This window comes from Stutzerimonas sp. (genome assembly GCF_982611455.1).
In genome coordinates, this window is the sequence record NZ_CEXBBO010000038.1 from 1 (window position 1) to 20432 (window position 20432).

Here is a 20432-nt window from a genome sequence, read left to right on the forward strand (position 1 = left end):
ATATTCCGACGTCCCATTAAGCACCCTGATTCGCTAAAAGCGGAATGGTACTTTGGAAGGAGACAGTGCTCTGCGTTGGTAGTACCTCATGATCGCCGCTCCGTTGTCGGAGCCTGGAGCGCTTACTCTGATGACCCAGCCGTGCCGATTCAGCGCTGCTCCTTTCATCGGAGCCGCACGGCGCGGTTGCGCAGACGCCTGATTCAGCTGTGCGGGTTTGAATGACGGGCATCGGTAATTCGTCATCAGGACTTTGAGTTGTGCTGAACCAGGGGCACCCTGCACAGGGCCGGACTGAAGTGCCAAATGCTGCTCGTTGGGGCTGCAAAAAAAACGCGGCCAAAAGGCCGCGTTGCGTTGATGAACCACCCATGACTCTCGAAGCCAGAGTAGCCCCCGCACGTTCAGTGCAAGCAAGTTAAGCCGGCGCGTAGGAGCGACGCACCGGGTCCTCCGAGGTCAGAAGAATCCGAGCGGATTGATGTCGTAGCTGATCAGCAGGTTCTTGGTCTGCTGGTAATGGTCGAGCATCATTTTGTGCGTCTCGCGACCAACACCGGACTTCTTGTAGCCGCCGAATGCCGCGTGCGCCGGGTACAGGTGATAGCAGTTGGTCCAAACGCGACCGGCCTTGATGCCGCGACCCATGCGATACGCCCGGTTGATGTCGCGGGTCCAGACGCCAGCGCCCAGACCGAACTCGGTGTCGTTGGCGATCGCCAGGGCTTCTGCTTCGTCTTTGAAGGTGGCGACACCGACTACCGGTCCGAAGATCTCTTCCTGGAACACACGCATCTTGTTATGCCCCTTGATCAGGGTCGGCTGCACGTAATAACCGGTGGCCAAGCCACCTTCGAGCTTCTCGGCCGCACCCCCGGTGAGAATCTGCGCGCCTTCCTGCTGCGCGATTTCCATGTAGGAAAGGATTTTGTCGAACTGCTGCTCGGACGCCTGTGCGCCGACCATGGTGTCGGTATCGAGCGGGTGACCACGCTTGATCGCCTTGATCTTTTTCATCACCACTTCCATGAAGGGTTCGAAAATGGATTCCTGAATCAGTGCGCGTGACGGGCAGGTGCAAATCTCGCCCTGGTTGAAGAATGCCAGCACCAAACCTTCGGCGGCTTTCTCGATGAAGGCCGGCTCGGCATTCATGATGTCTTCGAAGAAGATGTTCGGCGACTTGCCACCCAGCTCGACCGTACTCGGGATGATGTTCTCGGCAGCGCAACGCATGATGTGCGAACCGACAGGGGTGGAGCCGGTAAAGGCGATCTTGGCGATGCGAGTACTGGTGGCCAGCGCCTGACCTGCCTCTTTGCCGAATCCCTGCACGATGTTGAACACACCTGCCGGCAGCAGATCGCCGATCAGCTCGGCGAACACCATGATCGACAGCGGCGTCTGCTCGGCTGGCTTGAGCACCACACAGTTTCCTGCAGCCAGGGCTGGAGCCAGCTTCCACGCCGCCATTAGCAGCGGAAAATTCCACGGGATGATTTGACCGACCACACCCAGCGGCTCGTGAAAATGGTACGCAGCGGTGTGCTCGTTGATCTCGGCAGCGCTGCCTTCCTGGGCGCGAATACAACCGGCGAAGTAGCGGAAATGGTCGGCGGCCAGCGGCACGTCGGCATTCAGGGTTTCGCGAACGGCCTTGCCGTTGTCCCAGGTTTCGGCGATGGCCAGTTTTTCCAGGTTGGCTTCGATGCGATCAGCGATTTTCAGCAGGACCAGCGCACGGTCCTGAACCGAGGTCTTGCCCCAGGCATCCGCAGCGGCATGGGCAGCATCCAGGGCGCGCTCGATGTCTTCGGCGCCGGAGCGTGGAAATTCGGCGATCACTTCACCATTGACCGGCGAGGTGTTGATGAAATACTCGCCCTTGACTGGCGGAACGAATTCACCGCCGATGTAGTTGCCGTAGCGTGGCTTGAATGAAATGACAGCGCCTGCAGTTCCGGGTTGGGCGTAAATCATGAGCGGCCTCTCTAATTTCTACTTGTCGGAGCCTGACCGGGAGGTGGACAGGACATGGAGCGATCTTAGGCAGCGCGGGCCGCCTGCCGGAATGCACCCAAGGGACAGAAGCCGTCCTCATTTGGTAGTAGACGTCAAGGCTTTAACGGGCACTTGCAGAGCGTTGACAGTGCTGGCCCCGGCGCAAAGTAGGCCCAATGAATTGATGGGTTTCATTCCCCAACGGCCCAAACGGTACCCCGCACGGCTTAGCGGCGCCCGTAACTCATCACGCGGCGTCGAGACAAAGAGGAACTGATGGGTTGCAACTGCGCGGCCGCCCCGCCCTCCCCTGTGGCGACCGTCCCGTGAGCAGATGGCGCGAACGAAAAGGCCGGCGATAAGCCGGCCTTCCATTTTTACCGCAGGGCCATCAACGCTTGGCGACGACCTGTTCCTTCGGCAGCTTGAACGTCCAGACCATGCCGCCCTGGTTGAAGTCTTTGATGCGCTTGGCAACTTCTCCACCCCACAGCGGAACCGCGCCACCCCAGCCAGAAAGCACGGAGACGTATTGCTCGCCGTCCATTTCCCAGGTGACCGGCGAACCGATCACGCCGGAACCGGTGTTGAACTCATACACCTTCTTGCCGGTTTTGGCGTCGAAGGCCATCAGGAACCCTTCAGGATTGCCGGTGAAAACCAGGTTGCCTTTGGTCGCCAGCACACCACCCCACAGCGGCGCGTAGTTTTCGTAGCGCCAGACTTCCTTGCCGGTCTTCGGATCGATTGCGCGAAGAACGCCGATGTACTCCTCGTTCAGCGGATGGATCGTGAAGCCTGCGCCTAGATAAGCGGCACCCTTCTTGTAGGCAACGCCCTCGTTCCAGATGTCCATGCCCCACTCGTTCGATGGCACGTAGAACAGCCCGGTGTCCTGGCTGTAGGCCATCGGCATCCAGTTCTTGCCGCCGAGGAATGACGGCGCGACGAAGACCGACTTGCCCTTGTCCGCATCTCCCGGCGCGCCGGGACGGTTGGCGTCGTCGTAGATTGGCCGGCCGTTTTTGTCGAGGCCTTTGGCCCAGGTGATCTTATCCACGAACGGGAAGCCACGGATGAACTTGCCGTTGGTGCGGTCGAGCACATAGAAAAAGCCGTTTCGGTCGGCGGTACCGGCGGCCTTGATGGTCTTGCCACCTTCCTGGTAATCGAAGGAGATCAGCTCGTTCACACCGTCATAATCCCAGCCGTCATGCGGCGTAGACTGGAAGTGCCATTTGATCGAACCATCGTCCGGGTCCAGAGCCAGGCGCGAGGAAGAAAACAAGTTGTCGCCCGGCCGCAGGTGCGAGTTCCAAGGCGAGGGGTTGCCGGTACCGAACAACAGCGAATCGGTATCCGCATCGTAATAGCCGCCCAACCAAGGCGCCGCGCCGCCAGTCTTCCAGAGATCGCCTGGCCACGTCTTGCCAGCTTCCCCGCCGGAGATGCCGTTTTCGACCTTCTTTCCGTCCTTCATCACGTAGCCCATGTGGCCTTCGACGGTCGGACGGGTCCACAGCAGCTCGCCATTCTTCGGATCATAAGCTTCGATCTTGCCCACAACGCCGAATTCACCCCCGGCAACGCCGGTGATCAGCTTGCCTTTGACGATCATCGGTGCGGCGGAGATGGAGTAGCCGGCCTTGTAATCCGCAACGGTCTTTTTCCAGACGACTTTACCGGTGTCCTTGTTCAGCGCGACCAGCTTGGCGTCGAGCGTGCCGAAGATCACGAGGTCGCCATACAGCGCCACACCACGATTGATCACGTCGCAGCAGGGCATGATGCCGTCGGGCAAACGCGCGTCGTACTGCCACAGCTCTTTGCCGGTGCGCGCGTCAACAGCAAAAACCCGCGAATAAGAGCCGGTGAGGTACATCACGCCGTCCTTTATCAACGGCTGTGCTTCCTGGCCGCGCTGTTTTTCTCCCCCCAAGGAGAAACCCCAGACCGGGCGAAGCTGGCTGACGTTTTCAGTATTCAGCTTGTCCAGGGTGCTGTAGCGCTGCCCTTTCAGGCCCAGGCCATTGGTCACGATCTGATCGGTAGATTTGGCGTCATCGAGAATTTCCTGGTCGGTGACAGCCCAGGCCGACACGCTGGACAACGCCATGGCGGCGCAAAGCGCTGTCAAGACGAAGGGCTTGCGAAGACCGGTGTGCTTCATTGCGGCTACCTCTACGGGTTCATTGTTATCGTCGCCGGGAAGTTTTCCCGGTCTAGTGCCGATTCTTCGTCCGAGGCGGTTTGCCAACAATTGCACCCAGTACCGATTTCACTCATCCCTTGGTAGCAATACCGCGCTGCCGGGAGCGCTGTTTCAGCATTGCAATGGCTTGCCCGGCTGGCACACCCGCACTGAAGTCGAGGCTCATATGCCTGAAAAGACAATTCCGCATCCTGACCTCAGGCCGTACAACGGACGCCCCTTCGCTCACAAGGACACGAGCCATGCTTCGCCCTTTCATCTTTGCCCTACTGGCGGCCCTCGCCGTCAATGCTCACGGTGCTCAAACGATTCGCCTGGGCTTGAACTACCCGAGCACCGGTAACTACAAATCCGAAGGCCTGGAGTTGCGCCGCGGCGCACTGCTCGCCATCAAGGCTATCAATCGACAGGACGGCGTGCTCGGCAGACCGCTCGAGCTCATCAGCCGCAACTCGGCGGCGCGTGGAGAAAAAGCCCGGGCCAATATCGACCGATTCGCCGCACAAGGCGCCTCCATGGTGTTAGGCGGCGCCACCAGTGAAGAGGCGGTCGCCGCTGGCCAGCGCGCCCGTGAACTCGGGCTGCTGTTTTTCCCTACGTTGGGTTACGCCAATGCGATAACCGGACGCGACGGCCAGCGTTATCTGTTTCGGGAATCCAACAGTGCCTGGATGAGCGCCCGCGTACTCGGTGAGTATCTAAGTTGGCACTTGCCCAACCGCCGCTATCACTACATCAGCCTCGATGATTCCTGGGGTGAAAGCATGGAGCAGGCCTTGCGCGAAGCCACGAGCAGCCGTGACCGTGCGCGCCACGGCTATTCGCGTATAACCGCCTATGGCGCGCGTCGGGCTGAGTATCTGGCCGCATTGAAGAAGGCTGCCGCCAGCGATGCCGACGTGCTGGTTGTGGTGCTGCTCGGCCAGGACCTGGTGCAGACCATGCGTCTCGCACACACACTCAAACTCAATCGCACGATGCAAATCATTGTGCCGAACCTCACGGCCAGCATCGTCGAGCAGGCCGGCCCGCAGGTCATGGAGAACGTGATAGGCACCGAAGCGTGGAACTGGCGCATCCCCGGTCAGTTGAAGAGCACGGAAGGACAATCGTTTGTCGACGCCTATATCAACCAGCACCAGAGCTATCCGGGCAGCACTGCCGCCTCCGCGTACAGCATCGTTCGGCAATGGGCCGCGGCTGTTCAACGCGCAGGTAGCCTGGACAGTGAGAAGGTCATCGGCGCGCTCGAAAACCATCGTTATAGCCTGCTCAAAGACGAGCAGTACTGGCGCGGCTTCGATCACCAGAATGTGCAGAGCATTTACGCCGTACGGGTTAGGCCACGTAGCGCGATCATCCAGGACCGCTTCAAACAGGACTACTTCACGATCATCCATCGCATGGATGGCGAGCAAGCCGCGCCCAGCCTGGACGAATGGCAGCAGGAGCGTGGCGACGAGCTGATCTTGCGTTAAGCACGATCGATATCAAACGACCTGCCGAAGTTCAAAGCGCCTCGCTTCGCAAACACGCCTTTTTCATGACGGGGTTGCTGCTCGGCTGGGGCGGCACCTTGCTGACGATGATCGCCTGGAATCTGCCGAGTCTGAACATCGCCGCTTTCTTTACGGTGGGTCTGTCTTCCAGCCTGATTGTCACCAGTGCTTCGGTGGGACTGGTAAATATCCCGCGACGGCGCTTCCGAGCGGATAGCAATGATCAACAGTTTTCTGCTCGCCTTCGGTTTTGGTCTGGAGCCTCTAAACGGTGGGGCTATCGATCAGTGGCTATCTCATCCGCTGGTCGTAACTAACTCGTTGTTGCTATCAGGCATGGCAACCGCACCAACCTGGCAGAACGGTCAGGGCTGATCTCGACTTATCCGATATGCGGTTATGTCGGCAGCTTTTCCCTCTGATCGCCGGCCATTAGGGGCTACCCTCCGCAATAATGATGATTTGGGCCTATGCGTCATAACCATCCTCACCGCCGCTCCTGCAGGCTGCGCGGGCTGAACTCACCCAGATCTTGAGTAAATAAGCGCAGACACAAAAACGCCGCAGATGCATGGGCACTTGCGGCGTGTCTGGTCCTTGCTGTCAGTTGCCGCTCAGTCAGCTTGATACAGCTCCGGCAGCTCGTAACGCAGCCCGTAGGTAGTGTATATCTTTTCAAGATCACCCTTTTCGATCAGCCCCTCCAATACACCTTCGATGGCGTAGGCCAGCTGGCGATTGGATTCGTGCACGGCCATGCCGAGGTCCCAGACTTGCTTGCCCATGTTCGGGTACGCGTTCTCGGCCAGTTTCAGGTGGCCGTCGTTGGCTTGCTTGAGCAGCCAGTCGATCTCACCACGCATGGCCATGGTGGCGTCGACTTCCCCGGCCTGCATCGCCGTGAAAGCCGCCTGGGCAGTTGGATAGTGATGCAGCATTTTGCTGATGCTGCCGTTGAAGACGGAGGACAAATAGAAGGACGGCACGCTTTCCACTTCCACCCCTACCGGGTGATAGCGGAACACCGCGACACTCGGCACTTCTTCCAGACGGCGATCATCGTACGCAGATTGCCAACGCTCGCGCTGATAGGGACCGAACATCACTACCAGTTCGTTGATCAACTCACCCAGCTCGTTCTGCTTGTAGGAGAACTCGCGGTCATAAGGCACGCGCATCATCACGTCGGCCAACACGTTCGGCCGCAAATAGTGCCCTTTCCAGATGAAGTTGCGCAGGTCATCGTCGAGCGTCTCGTCCGGCGTGACCCACAGCACTTCGACTTTCAGGTCCAGCCCCGCTGCCAGTTTGCGCGCAAGGTCGGCATCGACCCCGCGCACCTCGCCATCGACCATGTAGCTGTAGGGCGGGAAGTTTTCATACATCGCCACCTTGAGCACGCCCGAATCGATGATGTCGTCGAATGCACGCACCTTTACCACGTCCGCCTGAACCAGCGCGCACGACATCAACAGGTAGAGGCCCGCGAGCAACTGGTGCATGGTAATCACCGCTTGGCAGCTTCGCTTTCGATGTAAGTGCGGATTGCCCAGAGCGCTTCTTGGCTGAGGTAATCGGCCATGCGCGGCATGTAGACGGCGCCATCGCGAACCGCACCGTTGATCACCCGCTCCTTGTACCACTCGTCGCCGTCGTAGTTGGCTTCCAGCTCACGCAGGTCCGGGGCGATACCACCGGAAATCGCTTCAAGGCCATGACAGCGAGCGCAGTTCTGGTTGTATGCGGAGGCGCCGATTTCGACGGCCTTGGCGTTGTCTTCACTTGGCGCACGGTAGGGATTTTCCTCGACCCACTCTTCGCCTAAAGGGGCCAGCCCTTTGGTCTCGACTTTTTGTGGTGTGACGTCGCCATGAGCCATCGCCAACCCGGCAAAGCCGAAAAGTCCGACAGCGAAGAGCGCGCGCAATGAGGTTTTGTTATTCATGACTACCACCGTTGTTTTCGAGTACCTGAGCGAAGCAGCCCCGTTCGGAGCGCATGTCGGTCATCTTGGCGGTGGCGCTGTGATGGCAGAATCCTGCTTTGGTTGTCTGCATCTCCTCCCTTGGTAGTAGGGCCTCGTGCGGCTATTACGCGGCACCGAGGTAGCAAGGCGAAAACACAATCCGGTTGGGAAGTTTTCCCTGCATCGGCGGGAGCTTTTCCGTATCGGCCATCGCGACGCCCTTCCAATAATCGAATCGCCTGGCCGGCCGCTCGCCGCACGCCACTGACTAGTGCGCGAGCGCAGCGCCTGGCCTCGTTCGAATCGACCAAGGGAAACCAACCATGACAACAAGATCACCCCTGGGCAGCAAACGCCCTCTCGCCATCGCCGTGCTCGCTGGCGGTCTCTCATTAAGCGGCTTTTCACTCGCTGCGAATGTCACCTGGGATGACATCGCCAACGATCACCTCTCGACCGAAAACGTGTTGCAGTACGGCCTGGGAACCAACGCCCAGCGCTGGAGCCCGCTGGCCCAGGTGAACGATGAGAACGTCTTCAAGCTGACCCCGGCCTGGTCCTTTTCCTTCGGCGATGAGAAACAACGAGGCCAGGAGTCCCAGGCGATCGTGCACGACGGCGTGATCTACGTGACGGGGTCCTACTCGCGGGTGTTCGCGCTCGACTCACGTACCGGCAAGCGCCTCTGGAGCTACGCCCATCGCCTGCCCGACGACATCCGCCCTTGCTGCGACGTGGTCAACCGCGGCGCTGCCATCTATGGAGACAAGATTTACTTCGGCACCCTCGACGCTCAGGTGGTGGCGCTGAACAAGGACACCGGCAAGGTCGTCTGGAAGAAGAAATTCGGCGAGCACGGCGCGGGTTACACGATGACCGGCGCGCCCACCCTGATCAAGGATCAGAAGAGCGGGAAGGTTTTGCTAATCCACGGCAGCTCCGGCGATGAATTCGGCGTTGTCGGCAAGTTGTTCGCACGCGATCCGGACACGGGTGAAGAAGTCTGGATGCGGCCCTTCGTCGAAGGTCACGTTGGCCGACTGAACGGCAAGGAGAGCACGCCGACCGGCGACATCAAGGCGCCCTCCTGGCCGGATGACCCGAACTCACCCACCGGCAAGAAGGAAGCCTGGAGCCAGGGCGGCGGCGCTCCGTGGCAGAGCGCGAGCTTCGACGCCGAAACCAATACCATCATCGTCGGCGCGGGCAATCCGGCGCCCTGGAACGGCTGGGCACGCACCGCCGATGGCGGAGATCCGAAGGATTACGACAGCCTCTATACCTCTGGGCAGGTTGGCGTCGACGCCACCACTGGCGAAGTGAAGTGGTTCTACCAGCACACACCGAACGATGCCTGGGACTTCTCCGGCAACAATGAGCTGGTCCTGTTCGATTACAAGAACAAAGATGGCAAGACCGTCAAAGCCACGGCCCACGCCGACCGCAACGGCTTTTTCTATGTGGTCAACCGCGAGGACGGCAAACTGCAGAACGCCTTCCCCTTCGTCGACAACATCACCTGGGCCAGCCATATCGACCTGAAGACCGGCCGACCGGTGGAAAACGAAGGTCAGCGCCCGCCGAAACCCGAGCCCGGTGAAGCGCACGGCAAGTCGGTGGAAGTCTCGCCGCCCTTCCTCGGCGGCAAGAACTGGAACCCCATGGCTTACAGCCAGGATACTGGCCTGTTCTACGTTCCCGCCAACCATTGGAAAGAGGACTACTGGACCGAGGAGGTCAGCTACAAGAAAGGCAACGCTTACCTCGGCCAAGGCTTCCGCATCAAGCGCATGTATGACGATCACGTCGGGATTCTGCGTGCCATGGACCCCACCACCGGCAAGGTCGCCTGGGAGCACAAGGAACCGCTGCCGCTCTGGGCCGGCGTCCTCGCCACCAAGGGCAACCTAGTGTTCACCGGTACAGGTGATGGCTACCTGAAGGCCTTCAACGCGAAAACCGGCGAGGAGCTCTGGAAATTCCAGACCGGCAGCGGAATCATCGCGCCGCCGATCACTTGGGAACAAGACGGCGAGCAGTTCATTGGCGTAACCGTTGGTTATGGCGGCGCCGTGCCGCTGTGGGGCGGCGAGATGGCTGTGCTGACCAAGCCGGTTGCTCAAGGCGGCTCGTTCTGGGTCTTCAAAATTCCTGCTTGGGACAAGCAGACCGCCAAACGATGAGACGTCGGCTGTGCTCGATGATCGAGCACAGCCGCACACGGAACAGCTGGCGGGACATGAACTGGATTGGCCTACAGAGTTGGCGCTCTCCTGGCCTGACGGTCCTCGCCTGAGCCGGCTGCTCTTTCTTCACCTATCGAACATGGGAACCGCCATGAACATATCCCGCTATCTGCTGCCCATCGCAGTGATCCTCAGCGCGCCGCTGCACGCTGACGACCAGCCGCCCACCATCAATGGCTGTGTCATCCAGCCAGAAAGCAAATGTGCCAACGCCGATCTTCGCGGCGCCGACCTGAGCAACCAGGACATGCGCAAGATGGATCTGACCGGCGCCGATCTCACCGGGGCCAACCTGAGGCATGCCAATCTCGACCTGGCCAATCTGGAGAAGGCCAACTTGACCGGCGCCACCCTCACCCGCGCCAGTCTTCAACAAGCCAACCTGCGTCTGGCGAACTTCACCGATGCGCAATTGGTGGCCATTCAGGGTTGGGGACTGTTCGCGCAGGCCGCGCGATTCAATGGGGCCAACCTGACTGCGGCCAATCTCGAATTCGCTCGTTTGAGCGGTGCGAAGTTGCATGGTGCCAACCTCACCGCCGCCAACCTGGAAATGACCTGGCTAAGCAAGGCCGACCTCGACCATGCGAATCTGACCGACGCTAATTTGCAGGAAGGCAAGCTCAACGATGCCAATCTCGGCAACGCGACCCTGACTGGCGCACGCCGACACTATGCAACCTTTCAAGGCAGCAATATGGACGGTTGCTTCGATTGCCCAGTGGACTGGGAGAAGTAATACGACGGGTGCATCGAACCAGCGCGCCATGCGCTTTAATGGCAGGTGCGCGCCCGTTCCCAGGGGCGACGATTCAGCGGCTTGAAGTGGAGGCCCTATCGATATCCGCATTCCCCAGTTGACCGACCTCGAGCGCCTGCCCCGCTTCGACGGTCTCGCCCTCGACCGTATCGTCACGCCGTCGACGCCCGAGGAATTCGCCCAGGCCGTCGACGACATCCTGACCTTTGCACAGATCGGGTTCGATACCGAATCCAAACCCACCTTCACAGTAGGCGAGCTGTCCAGCGGGCCTCACCTCATTCAGTTCGCAACGCCAACAAAAGCCTATCTTTTTCAGATCGGAATACCCGGTTGCGTCGAGGCCGCTAAGCGGGTGCTGGAAACGGACCGAATACTGAAAATCGGGTTCGGCCTGGCATCCGACCGTAGCCGTCTGCGCTCCCGGTTGGGGATCGAATTGCGGCACAGCGTCGATCTTGGTTCGGCGCTGAGATATCACGGCAAGAAGGGTCAGGTCGGGCTTCGCGGTGCGGTGGCGGCGGTACTGGGTGCCGGTATAAGCAAGTCACGCAGCGTGTCGACTTCCAACTGGGCTAACAAAAATCTGGCCGAAGCGCAGCAGCGTTATGCCGCCAACGATGCCTATGCCGCGCTGATGGTATTTCTTGCATTGGATGCGCAGTCGCGAGCGTTGCTACTGGATCGAGTGATATGAGGCTCGGCCTGGACGACGGACCGTCCGGCCTGAAATGCATACTCAACGAAGGATTGCCGGGTTCCTTTCGCCATCCCTGCCCCAACGTCTATCCGGCGCTGGATGTCCTTTCGCACGTTGTGTTGCAGCTTGAACCGAGATCTGGCTGACCTCTCCGCGACTGCTGAGAGGTCCGGCCAATGATTTTATCGTCGACACGCACCTCCCTGTGCCGTCGTTTTTTACGCTTACAACGCATCCCAAACGTAACGTACGCCCAACCAGCCAGCACGCGGCGCACCGGGCGCGATGAACTGCTCGTGGCGCCACTCCTCCGGGTCGGTTTCGAAGGCATTGCCAGCGCCTACGAAAGGGTTTTCGGCCAAGGCGCCGCTCGTGGCATAGCGCTTGTCGAACAGGTTGTCGACCCGACCGAACAGAGTCCAGTCACGAGCGAAGCGGTAATCGGCACTCAGATTGACCACCGCATAACCCGGCAGTGTGCCGCTGCCCTCGACCTCGTCGTTGGACTGATGACGATTGTTCTCATTGCCCCGCACATACTGCTCGGAATACGCCAGCACAGTTGTACCGATACGAAGCCGATCGTTCAGATTCCAGTCCAAGCCGAGCTTGAGGTTGTGTTTCGGCAACCCTGGCAGGTAGTCGCCACGGGAGATGTGAATCTCGTCATCCGGGCAGCCGCCCTCGCCCTCGGTGCTGTTGTTCTCGGCCAGGATGCATGCAGAGGACTGGAACGTGGCGTGCAAGTAGGTGTAATCCACCCGCCAATCGACCGGCCCTTGCTCGCCGGCCAGGCCCAGCTCGATACCTTGGCGCCTTGTGCGGCCGAAGTTGGTGAAGTAACCCTTGCTACCACCGGTTCCGACGAACAGCAGATCATCGTGGTTAAGGCTGCGGAAGGCCGTGACGTTCCATTCGGTGCCGCTGGCCAGCTGGCCGCGCACGCCAAATTCCAGGGTGCGAGTGACGACCTGTTCCAGGAATGGATCGGCGGCCATGGCGTTGGGCAGGCTGCAGGGATTTTCCGGATCGGCACAACCCAGTTCGATCGGCGTCGGCGCCCGATTGCCTTGGGAGTAACCGCCGTAGAGGGTCACCGCGGGCTGTAACTGCCAGGCGAACCCCAGCGCCGGGTTCAGCTTGCGATAGGTGAAATCGCCATTGAGGTCATCTCCCATGCGATCGGTGTTGACTACCCGGGTGCGGTTGTAGCGTAGCGAGCCGGTCAGCTGCAGCGCGTCGGTTAGCGACCATGTGTCGGTGGCGTAGAGACTGGAAGTGCGGGTGCGACCCAACAGGCTATTGGCTGGGTCTTCGGCCTCGGTGGCAAGAATGCCGCGCTTATCGGTCAGCTCACCGCCTTGCTCGCTCTGGTGAAAGCTGGCGCGGGTGTTGTCGTGGGACAGGCCAAAGGCGAACTGGTGGGCCCCGGCATGACGGGACCACTGCAGGGCCAGGCCGTAGGCGCGCTGGCTAGTACGGGTGCGGTTCAGCACGCCGGTTTCCGGACCCTCGCCGGCCAGGAAGCCGTCGTCTTCCCACTCTTCATATTCGTCTTCGTACTCATCGTTTCCGTCACCGTTAAGGGTTGCTGTGCGGGTGCGCCGCAAATAGACGGTGCCGGACAGCCGGTCGCTATCGCTCAGCCAGTGACTGCCGGAAAACGCCATTAGGTGGCTACGGTTCTCAGTCTGGTCGGGATAGGTAAAAATCGCGTCGCGGTCCTGCTCATGCATGCTTTCGGGGATCAGTCCGTTACCAATCAGATCGTTGTCAGCATGAGCCAGCGTCAGGGCCAGGTCCGTGCTGTCTGTGGTCCAGGCGAATTTGCCGAACAGCTGGCCTACCTCAGACGGCGAATGGTCGCGCCAGCCGTCTTCATCCATCCCTTCGGCCGCCAAGTACCAGGAAAACTCCTCATGTTGGCCGCCATGCTCCACTGAGCCACCGTAGCGGCCAAAGGAGCCGCCGTAGAGTTGCGCCGCGCCGCCAGGATGAGTGTCGCCCCGCTTGGTTTCCAGCGCCAGGGCGCCGCCGAGTGTGTTGAGGCCGTACAGTGGGTTGGAGCCAGGCACCAGAGCCGCCCCAGCGATGGCGGTCTGGGGAATAAGGTCCCAGTGCACCACGTCGCCGAACGCTTCATTGATGCGCACGCCGTCGAGAAACACCGATAGGCCTTGGGCCGTGCCCAGTAGCGGCGAAGCGGTGAAGCCCCGGTAATTCAGGTCTGCCTGATAGGGGTTGCCCTGGGTCTCGTTGAGGTTGACGCTCGGCAGACCGCGCTGCAGTTTTTCTGCCAGAGACTGCCCTCCCAGCTTGCGCAGGCGCTCGTCGTCCAGGGTTTGAATGTTGGCCGGAACCCGATCCTTCGGCAGATCGATGCCGGGCAGCGGAGTCGTGGCGACAACCTCATCACTCTTGAGCTCGAGTGGCTCCTCAGCCTGGGCGAAACCAGGCAACAAGCCGGCAACGGCGAGCGAAAGCAGCGTGCGACGGGGCGTCCAGCTGCGGCAGATCTGATATTGCATGGGCATTCCTTGTTCTTGTTTGGCGGATCGTGCCGGGGCGGGTTTGCGGGCGACTCTCCATGCTGGCCGATGTCGGCTGGCAAACTGCCAGAACTGATTATCGAGAGCTTCCGCGCACCGCCGACAGGGAAAAATTCCCGGTGCTGCCGGGAATTTTTCCCGACCCCGTGGCGATTGGTCTTACTACCGCCGGAGTAATCCGGAACGAAGGCCTTCGAACCAGATGCTCGATGCAATGCCGGCTCTGGCCTGCTGATCGCCGACCGTCCATACGATTTTTTGGAATACCGGGGCCCTGGTGAGGCTGGCCTTTCTATTGGCTTCAGCTAGTCGACCTGAGGCAGTGCGGATTTTCGAAAAAGGGCGCGTGCGCCTGACGTCGAGCGCTAGAAAAAATTATCAGGAACGGGCTCGTAAAAAGCCCGCAACGGCCGGGACGAGCCGACCATCAATTGTCCAAGCTCAAGAACATGAACAAGCCGAAACCGCTCAGGCGCTTCTTTTGATCCAACGTTCAAGCCTCGCATAGTGTGCGATCACCGACGCGCAGCAACCCGTGATCAATGGCCAGATGCACCATCTCCGCCTGGGAGCTGACCGCCAGTTTGCTCTTGAGCAGCGCCATGTGATTGGAAACGGTCTTACTGCTGATGCAGAGCCGCTCGGCAATCTCGCGTTTGCCGATACCACGGGCGAGCATGAGGAATATTTCCATCTCGCGTGGCGTCATTTCAGCCAGACGGCCTTTCATAGGAGTGGCCGAAGGCCGCTGGCAGGCCAACTCGGTCGCCAACGGCTGCTCGATGAATGGCTGTCCAGCAAGCACCTTGCGCACCGCTTCGACCAATACGTCTGGCGCACAACGCTTGGTCAGATAGCCGGATGCGCCAGCATCGAGAGCCTGGCGGACCAGCGCCAGCTCATCGTGCATGCTGAAAATCAGCACCGGCAGCAGCGGCAGGCGCTGGCGCAGCCGCCGACAGGTTTCCAGTCCGCTGATTCCAGGCAGGCCCAGGTCAAGTACGACGAGGCTGGGAATTACCTCCTGCACCCGCTGCAGTGCCAGCTCCCCGCTCGCGGCCTCGGTCACGACTACCTCCGGCAGTAAGGCTGTAAGCAGGCTGGCATAGCCCTGCCGAACCACCGCATGGTCATCTACCAACAGGATGTTCATGACGATGCTCCTTTGAATGGCAGATCGAGATAAAGCGCCCATCCGCTTCCAGGGCGATGCCGGAAGCGCAATTGAGCGCCGAGGCAGCGGGCGCGCTCGCGCATCGACCGCAGACCAACGCCTGCCCGAGCTGGCGGCTGACCATGGCCGTTATCACGAAGCAGCAATCGAAGACCGTTCGCACTTCCGCGCAGGTGCAGCTGAACGCTGCTGGCCTGCGCATGGCGAGCCACATTGGTCAGCGCTTCCTGCACCAGTCGATAGAGATGAAGCTTGTTCTGTATGGACAAAACCGGAATTGGTCCTCGGAGCTGGAGCCGGCACTCGATTCCCAGCGAGCCCTGCCACTGCTCGACAAGTTGCTCGATGGCCTTTTCCAGCGAAAGGTGGTCGAGCATCACCGGATAGAGATCGCGCACCAGTATGCGAAAGCCGTTCTGTAGATCGAGGCTGTGCTGCTCCAGATGATGCGCGGTATCGCGTACTGCGTCCGGCTTGTCGGCTTGTAAACGCAGTAGACAAGCCCGTGCACGAATACCAGCGACATATTGGCCGAGGTCATCGTGCAGGGCCTGAGCCAGCTGGGTGCGTTCGCGCTCCTGCAAGGCGATCAACGCCTGGGTGAGCTGATCGTTATCGCCCCGCGCCTGCTCGAGGGCTGCAGCCATGTGATTGAAGTGATCGGTCAATCGGCGCGCCTCGGGCAGGCGGTGCGACGACAGTCGAGTATCGAGCCGGCCTTCGGCGATGCGCACCAGCGCGCCGAGCAACTCGGTCAGCACGCGCACGCCCGGGCGCACCGCCCAGCGGATCGCCAGCAGGCTGAGCAACAGCGCCAGGGCAAACAGCGTCAGCAGTTGCAACAGCGAATCCCGAACTTCTTCAACCTCATCGCGCGGATCGACGCTGATCCGCAGATGCCGGCCGTCAGCGAGTAACCGCTCGGTTGCCGGCGCCGACTCGGCGGGATACAGCCAGGCGCTGAGACCGTCGTTGAACGTCTGATCTACACCATGCCCTGTCGAATCTTCGGCCGTCAGCCAGCTCACGCGAACATGCCGCAAGCTATCGGTGAGCCCTGGTCGCAACGATTCGGGATCGCGTTCAGCCATCTCACTCAGGTATTCGACGACGGCCGCCGCGGCATTGAGCTCGCGCTGCACATCATGGCTGGCCTGACGTAAAAGCACCGCTAGGCAGACGGCCGCCACCAGAACGAAAAACAGCGTGACCAGTAAATAGATTCGCCAGAGAGCGGACATACATGGGGTCTCCGGCGTCGTGGGACCGCTGCGCAGGCCCGGATTCATGGCCGAGCGCGCTACTTCACCACGAACCGGCCTTCCATCCCCTTGTTCTGCAGGCCTTTGCAGTAGAACGGGTAGGTGCCCGGCTTGACCGGCAAGAAGAAGATCTCCGCCTCACCTGCTTCCTCGAACTCCAGCTCGACCAGGGTAACGGCCTTGATTTCCACGCCACCTGCCTCGACTTTGCGCAGGAAGATCGACCGGGCGAACTCGGGCGCCTGGAACGCGCATTCCTTTTGCCCGTCGGTGATGACCTTGAGCTGATAGGCAACGCCGGTTTCCAGCTGGTATTCCTTCTGCGAGACCGCGTAGTCCGTTTCCTCGGAGCCGAACTTGAGGTCAGGCAGCGCCTGGGTGCGCAACGTCAAATCACCCGTCGCGTGAGCATGATCGAAGCCGATCAAGCTGCCGAGGAATAGCAAATTGAGCGCCAGCGCTTTGAATGGAGGCATAGGGGTCTGCTCGTTATTGTTATCGGTGGCCCTATCCTATGAGCAGCCGCGGGACGCTTATTTACTACCTTGGTACACAGTGACTGGTACTTTCTGCATATTTCCCCACCCCGCCATGGTTCCTATGCTGGCCGCAACGCCATAGGAGCTGCCCATGCGCCATTTTGTACAACGAGCCGGCTACCTCATCGCCCTCGCCTGCGCCCCGCTTGTTGCCACCGCTGCGCCGGTGCCCGGCGAGACGTTGTCGGTGCGGATCGGGTATCTGGGTTACCGCCCGGATCCGGGTCCGCTTCTCTCCAACGTGATTCCCGAGCCAATCGATGCCGGGCAGCGTGGCGCCGAGTTGGCCATCATCGACAGCAACACCACCGGACGTTTTCTCAAGCACAGCTACACATTGACGACCATCAACAGCGATACTCCCGAGCAACTCCTTGAAGACGCGCGTCAGCTGCATCGGGAAGGCTTACGTTTATTCGTGGTCAACGCACCGGCCGCCAACCTGAGCCAGCTCGCCAATGCAATGCCCAACAGCCTCCTCATTAACGCAGGCAGCGCCAGCGACGAACTGCGCACTACAAACTGCCTCGCCAATGTGCTGCATACCCTGCCCAGCCGCAGCATGCTGGCCGATGCCTTGGCTCAGTTTCTTGCCGTACGCCGCTGGAACCGCTGGTTATTGATCAGCGGCCCGACGCCAGAGGATCAGACCTACGCAGAGGCACTGCGGCGCGCGGCCAAGCGCTTCGGTCACAAAATCATCGAAGAGAAGCCCTGGTCGTTCGATAACGACCAGCGCCGCACCGCCCAGGCGGACATGCCACTGTTCACCCAAGCCGACGACTACGACGTGGTGGTGGTCGCGGATGAGCGCGGCGATTTCGGCGAGTACGTGCCCTACCACACCTGGCTGCCGCGCCCGGTAGTCGGCACGCAGGGCATGACCCCGACCGGCTGGCACAAGACAGTCGAGACCTATGGCGCCGCGCAGCTGCAAAAGCGTTTCGAAGCCCTCGCCAATCGCTGGATGAACGATCGCGACTTCGCCGCCTGGATCGGCGTGCGCAGCCTGGCCACCGCGATCACCAAGCTCGGTGTGACCGACCCGCAGACTATTCGTCAGGTTTCGTTGAGCGACATCCTGCCAGTGGATGGCTTCAAGGGCCGCAAACTCACCTTCCGCCCCTGGAATGGTCAGCTACGTCAGCCGATTCCACTGGTGCATCCGCGCGGGCTGGTTTCCAACTCGCCGCAGGATGGTTTTCTGCATCCCACGAGCGAACTGGACACCCTGGGCTTCGATCGACCGGAAAGTGAATGCCGGATGAGCGAGGCCAAATCATGAACACGGTTCCCGCCGTGCGCCTCGTTGCAGCCGTGCTGTCCGGAGCACTGATCTTCACCTCAGCCGCCGGGCGAGCCGACGAGCTGGGATACGAGGCCTACATCGACAGCCCCAAGCGGATCAAATGCCTGTACGGCTACGTCACCGCCAAGACCGGCAACTTCGATGCAGCCAGGCAGATCTTCGAGGACTGTGTACGGCGCTGGGAGGACATCTACTCGATGATTTCGCTGGCGCAGATGTACGAGAGCGGCAGCGGCGTCGACAAGGATCTCGAACGCGCCGCGACATTGCTCAAGCGCGGCGCCGAGCAGCCCGACGACGCCAGCTACGTCAGCCTTGCGCGTTACCACTGGGGCGTCGCACTGGCTGAAGGCCGTGGCGTCGCCATCGATCGGCAGGCGGCTCGGGAGTGGCTGATGAGCGCATCGAAGGGCGGCCAGACCGAGGCCGACGACTACCTGAAACACATGGATCAGCAATCAGATTCCGCCATACGCTGATGGCGCCACACAACAACAAGAGAACTTTCAGATGATTCGAACTCTACTTGCCACCGCCATCACCTATATGCTGATCTGCGCCAGCGGATCGACCCTGGCCGCCACCGCCTATGTGTCCAATGAAAAGGACGACACCATCAGCGTGATCGACCTGAACACCCTGAAAACGGTCGAGACCCTCGAAGTGGGCCAGCGGCCGCGCGGTCTGACGCTGTCCCACGACAACAAGCTGTTGTACATCTGCGCCAGCGACTCGGACACGGTTCAGGTCATGGACCTGGCGACACGCCGAATCATCAAGCAACTGCCATCCGGGGCCGACCCTGAGCAGTTCGCGCTGCACCCGAACAATAAATGGCTGTACATCTCCAACGAGGACGATGCCCTGGTCACCGTGGTCGACGTCGATAATGAAGAAGTGTTGGCGCAGATCGACGTAGGCGTCGAGCCCGAGGGCATGGCCGTGAGCCCGGATGGCAAATGGGCGGTGAACACCAGTGAAACCACGAACATGCTGCACTGGATCGACACGTCCACGAATGCGCTGGTGGACAACACGCTGGTCGACCAACGCCCGCGCCATGTCGAATTCAGTAAGGACAGCAAGGTGCTCTGGGCGTCCTCAGAAATCGGCGGCACGGTCAGCGTGGTCGACGTCGAGCAGCGGCAGATCCTCAAGACGCTGGATTTTCAGATCAAGGGCGTGCACCGAGACAAGGTTCAGCCGGTGGGCATCAAGCTCAGCTCAGACGGCAAATACGCCTTCGTCGCCCTCGGCCCCGCTAACCACATTGCTGTTGTCGATGCGAAAACCTACGAGGTGCTCGATTACCTGCTGGTTGGCCGGCGTGTCTGGCACATGGCATTCAATCTCGATGAGAGCCAACTGCTGACCACCAACGGCGTGAGCGGCGACGTTTCGGTCATCGACGTGAATACGCTCAAGGTGGTCAAGTCGATCAAGGTTGGGCGCTACCCCTGGGGCGTGGTGGTTGCGCCATGACCGCTCTGCAGCTGGAGAACGTCAGCTTCGCCTATAAGGCCCGTCAGGCCTTGCAGGATGTCAGCTTCCGTGCCGCAGCCGGACACTTCACCGCCCTGCTCGGCCCGAATGGCGCCGGCAAATCCACGCTGATCGCACTGCTTACCCGGCTCTATGATCTGCAGCAGGGCAATATCCAAGTGGCCGGATACAGCCTGCGCGATCAACCGCGCCGGGCCCTGCGCCGCCTCGGCGTGGTGTTCCAACAGAGCACCCTGGATCTTGACCTCAGCGTCGAACAAAACCTGCGCTACCACGCCGCGCTGCATGGGATGCCACGAACGCTGGCGAATGCCCGTATCGAGCTGGAACTGGACCGCCAGCAACTCGGCGAACGACGCAAAAGCAAGATTCGCGAGCTCAACGGCGGTCACCGGCGGCGGGTGGAGATTGCCCGCGCGCTGCTGCACGAGCCCAGCCTGCTACTTCTCGACGAAGCCAGCGCCGGACTCGATCCGGCCAGCCGCCAGGCGCTTAACGACCACGTCCGCCAGCTTTGTCGCAATGAAGGTATGAGTGCGCTCTGGACCACGCATCTGCTCGATGAAGTCCGCGCCGACGACGATCTGCTGATCCTCAATCGCGGGAATCTGGTCGCTCAGGGCCGTGCCGATGTGTTGTCCGCCATGGACGGCAATCTGGAACAGACCTTCATCCGCCTGACCCGTCAATCGGCCGCGGCCTGATGCGCCTG

General features: G+C 60.6%; 18 protein-coding genes. 9 read left to right on the top strand and 9 right to left on the bottom strand.

Features of this window, described 5'->3' with window-relative positions; translation table 11 throughout:
* Positions 1-459: 459 nt before the first annotated feature.
* Positions 460-1980: an acetaldehyde dehydrogenase ExaC gene (gene exaC, locus AC2LD7_RS18715; RefSeq protein WP_484599198.1), complete on the bottom strand. Its 1521-nt coding sequence runs from the start codon at positions 1978-1980 to the stop codon at positions 460-462.
* A 412-nt stretch (positions 1981-2392) separates the two neighbouring features.
* The gene (locus AC2LD7_RS18720; RefSeq protein WP_484599199.1) at positions 2393-4171 is read right to left on the bottom strand and encodes a PQQ-dependent methanol/ethanol family dehydrogenase; all 1779 of its coding nucleotides are present in this window, start codon (positions 4169-4171) and stop codon (positions 2393-2395) included.
* A gap of 284 nt (positions 4172-4455) precedes the next feature.
* On the opposite strand from AC2LD7_RS18720, the gene AC2LD7_RS18725 reads away from it, so the two are divergent.
* Entirely contained in the window at positions 4456-5691 is a 1236-nt protein-coding gene (locus AC2LD7_RS18725) for an ABC transporter substrate-binding protein (RefSeq protein ID WP_484599200.1), read from the top strand.
* Here AC2LD7_RS18725 and AC2LD7_RS18730 read toward each other — a convergent pair.
* Complete coding sequence (locus AC2LD7_RS18730; protein WP_484599201.1) at positions 5688-5939, bottom strand: hypothetical protein; 252 nt, start codon at positions 5937-5939, stop codon at positions 5688-5690. The genes AC2LD7_RS18725 and AC2LD7_RS18730 overlap by 4 nt on opposite strands.
* On the opposite strand from AC2LD7_RS18730, the gene AC2LD7_RS18735 reads away from it, so the two are divergent.
* Entirely contained in the window at positions 5932-6087 is a 156-nt protein-coding gene (locus tag AC2LD7_RS18735) for a hypothetical protein (protein ID WP_484599202.1), read from the top strand. The two genes, AC2LD7_RS18730 and AC2LD7_RS18735, sit on opposite strands and share 8 nt — an antisense overlap.
* 239 nt (positions 6088-6326) lie before the next feature.
* On the opposite strand, the gene AC2LD7_RS18740 is transcribed toward AC2LD7_RS18735, so the two are convergent.
* Together AC2LD7_RS18740 and pedF are read right to left on the bottom strand one after the other, a co-directional pair.
* Positions 6327-7214, bottom strand: coding sequence for a substrate-binding periplasmic protein (locus tag AC2LD7_RS18740; RefSeq protein ID WP_484599203.1), 888 nt, complete (start codon positions 7212-7214; stop codon positions 6327-6329).
* Positions 7215-7219: 5 nt separating this feature from the next.
* Entirely contained in the window at positions 7220-7657 is a 438-nt protein-coding gene (pedF, locus tag AC2LD7_RS18745; protein WP_484599204.1) for a cytochrome c-550 PedF, read from the bottom strand.
* Positions 7658-8001: 344 nt separating this feature from the next.
* Here pedF and exaA point away from each other — a divergent pair, with 344 nt between their 5' ends.
* From exaA to AC2LD7_RS18760, 3 genes are all read left to right on the top strand, one after another.
* Entirely contained in the window at positions 8002-9861 is a 1860-nt protein-coding gene (gene exaA / locus AC2LD7_RS18750) for a quinoprotein ethanol dehydrogenase (protein ID WP_484599205.1), read from the top strand.
* A gap of 154 nt (positions 9862-10015) precedes the next feature.
* Positions 10016-10663, top strand: coding sequence for a pentapeptide repeat-containing protein (locus AC2LD7_RS18755; RefSeq protein WP_127839262.1), 648 nt, complete (start codon positions 10016-10018; stop codon positions 10661-10663).
* Between the two features lie 118 nt (positions 10664-10781).
* Positions 10782-11381, top strand: coding sequence for a 3'-5' exonuclease (locus AC2LD7_RS18760; RefSeq protein ID WP_484599206.1), 600 nt, complete (start codon positions 10782-10784; stop codon positions 11379-11381).
* 227 nt (positions 11382-11608) lie between these two features.
* Here the strand turns inward: AC2LD7_RS18760 and AC2LD7_RS18765 are convergent, their stop codons facing one another.
* The 4 genes from AC2LD7_RS18765 to AC2LD7_RS18780 all read right to left on the bottom strand — a co-directional run bounded on the left by AC2LD7_RS18765 (position 11609) and on the right by AC2LD7_RS18780 (position 16845).
* Positions 11609-13912: a TonB-dependent receptor gene (locus AC2LD7_RS18765; RefSeq protein ID WP_484599207.1), complete on the bottom strand. Its 2304-nt coding sequence runs from the start codon at positions 13910-13912 to the stop codon at positions 11609-11611.
* Positions 13913-14426: 514 nt separating this feature from the next.
* Positions 14427-15086, bottom strand: a complete 660-nt coding sequence (locus AC2LD7_RS18770) for a response regulator (protein ID WP_484599208.1) — start codon at positions 15084-15086, stop codon at positions 14427-14429.
* The gene (locus tag AC2LD7_RS18775; RefSeq protein WP_168424485.1) at positions 15083-16348 is read right to left on the bottom strand and encodes a HAMP domain-containing sensor histidine kinase; all 1266 of its coding nucleotides are present in this window, start codon (positions 16346-16348) and stop codon (positions 15083-15085) included. Before AC2LD7_RS18775 ends, AC2LD7_RS18770 begins: the two co-directional genes overlap by 4 nt.
* Positions 16349-16407: 59 nt before the next feature.
* The gene (locus tag AC2LD7_RS18780) at positions 16408-16845 is read right to left on the bottom strand and encodes a cupredoxin domain-containing protein (protein ID WP_168424486.1); all 438 of its coding nucleotides are present in this window, start codon (positions 16843-16845) and stop codon (positions 16408-16410) included.
* Between the two features lie 154 nt (positions 16846-16999).
* On the opposite strand from AC2LD7_RS18780, the gene AC2LD7_RS18785 reads away from it, so the two are divergent.
* Genes AC2LD7_RS18785 through AC2LD7_RS18800 form a run of 4 tightly spaced genes read left to right on the top strand, consistent with a single transcriptional unit; the run spans position 17000 to position 20424 of the window.
* On the top strand, positions 17000-18193 hold the full coding sequence (locus AC2LD7_RS18785; protein WP_484599209.1) for an ABC transporter substrate-binding protein: 1194 nt from the start codon (positions 17000-17002) through the stop codon (positions 18191-18193).
* Entirely contained in the window at positions 18190-18696 is a 507-nt protein-coding gene (locus AC2LD7_RS18790; protein ID WP_399868431.1) for a tetratricopeptide repeat protein, read from the top strand. Before AC2LD7_RS18785 ends, AC2LD7_RS18790 begins: the two co-directional genes overlap by 4 nt.
* Before the next feature lie 31 nt (positions 18697-18727).
* Complete coding sequence (locus AC2LD7_RS18795) at positions 18728-19699, top strand: YVTN family beta-propeller repeat protein (RefSeq protein WP_484599210.1); 972 nt, start codon at positions 18728-18730, stop codon at positions 19697-19699.
* Positions 19696-20424, top strand: coding sequence for an ABC transporter ATP-binding protein (locus tag AC2LD7_RS18800; protein WP_484599211.1), 729 nt, complete (start codon positions 19696-19698; stop codon positions 20422-20424). Before AC2LD7_RS18795 ends, AC2LD7_RS18800 begins: the two co-directional genes overlap by 4 nt.
* Positions 20425-20432: the final 8 nt, after the last annotated feature.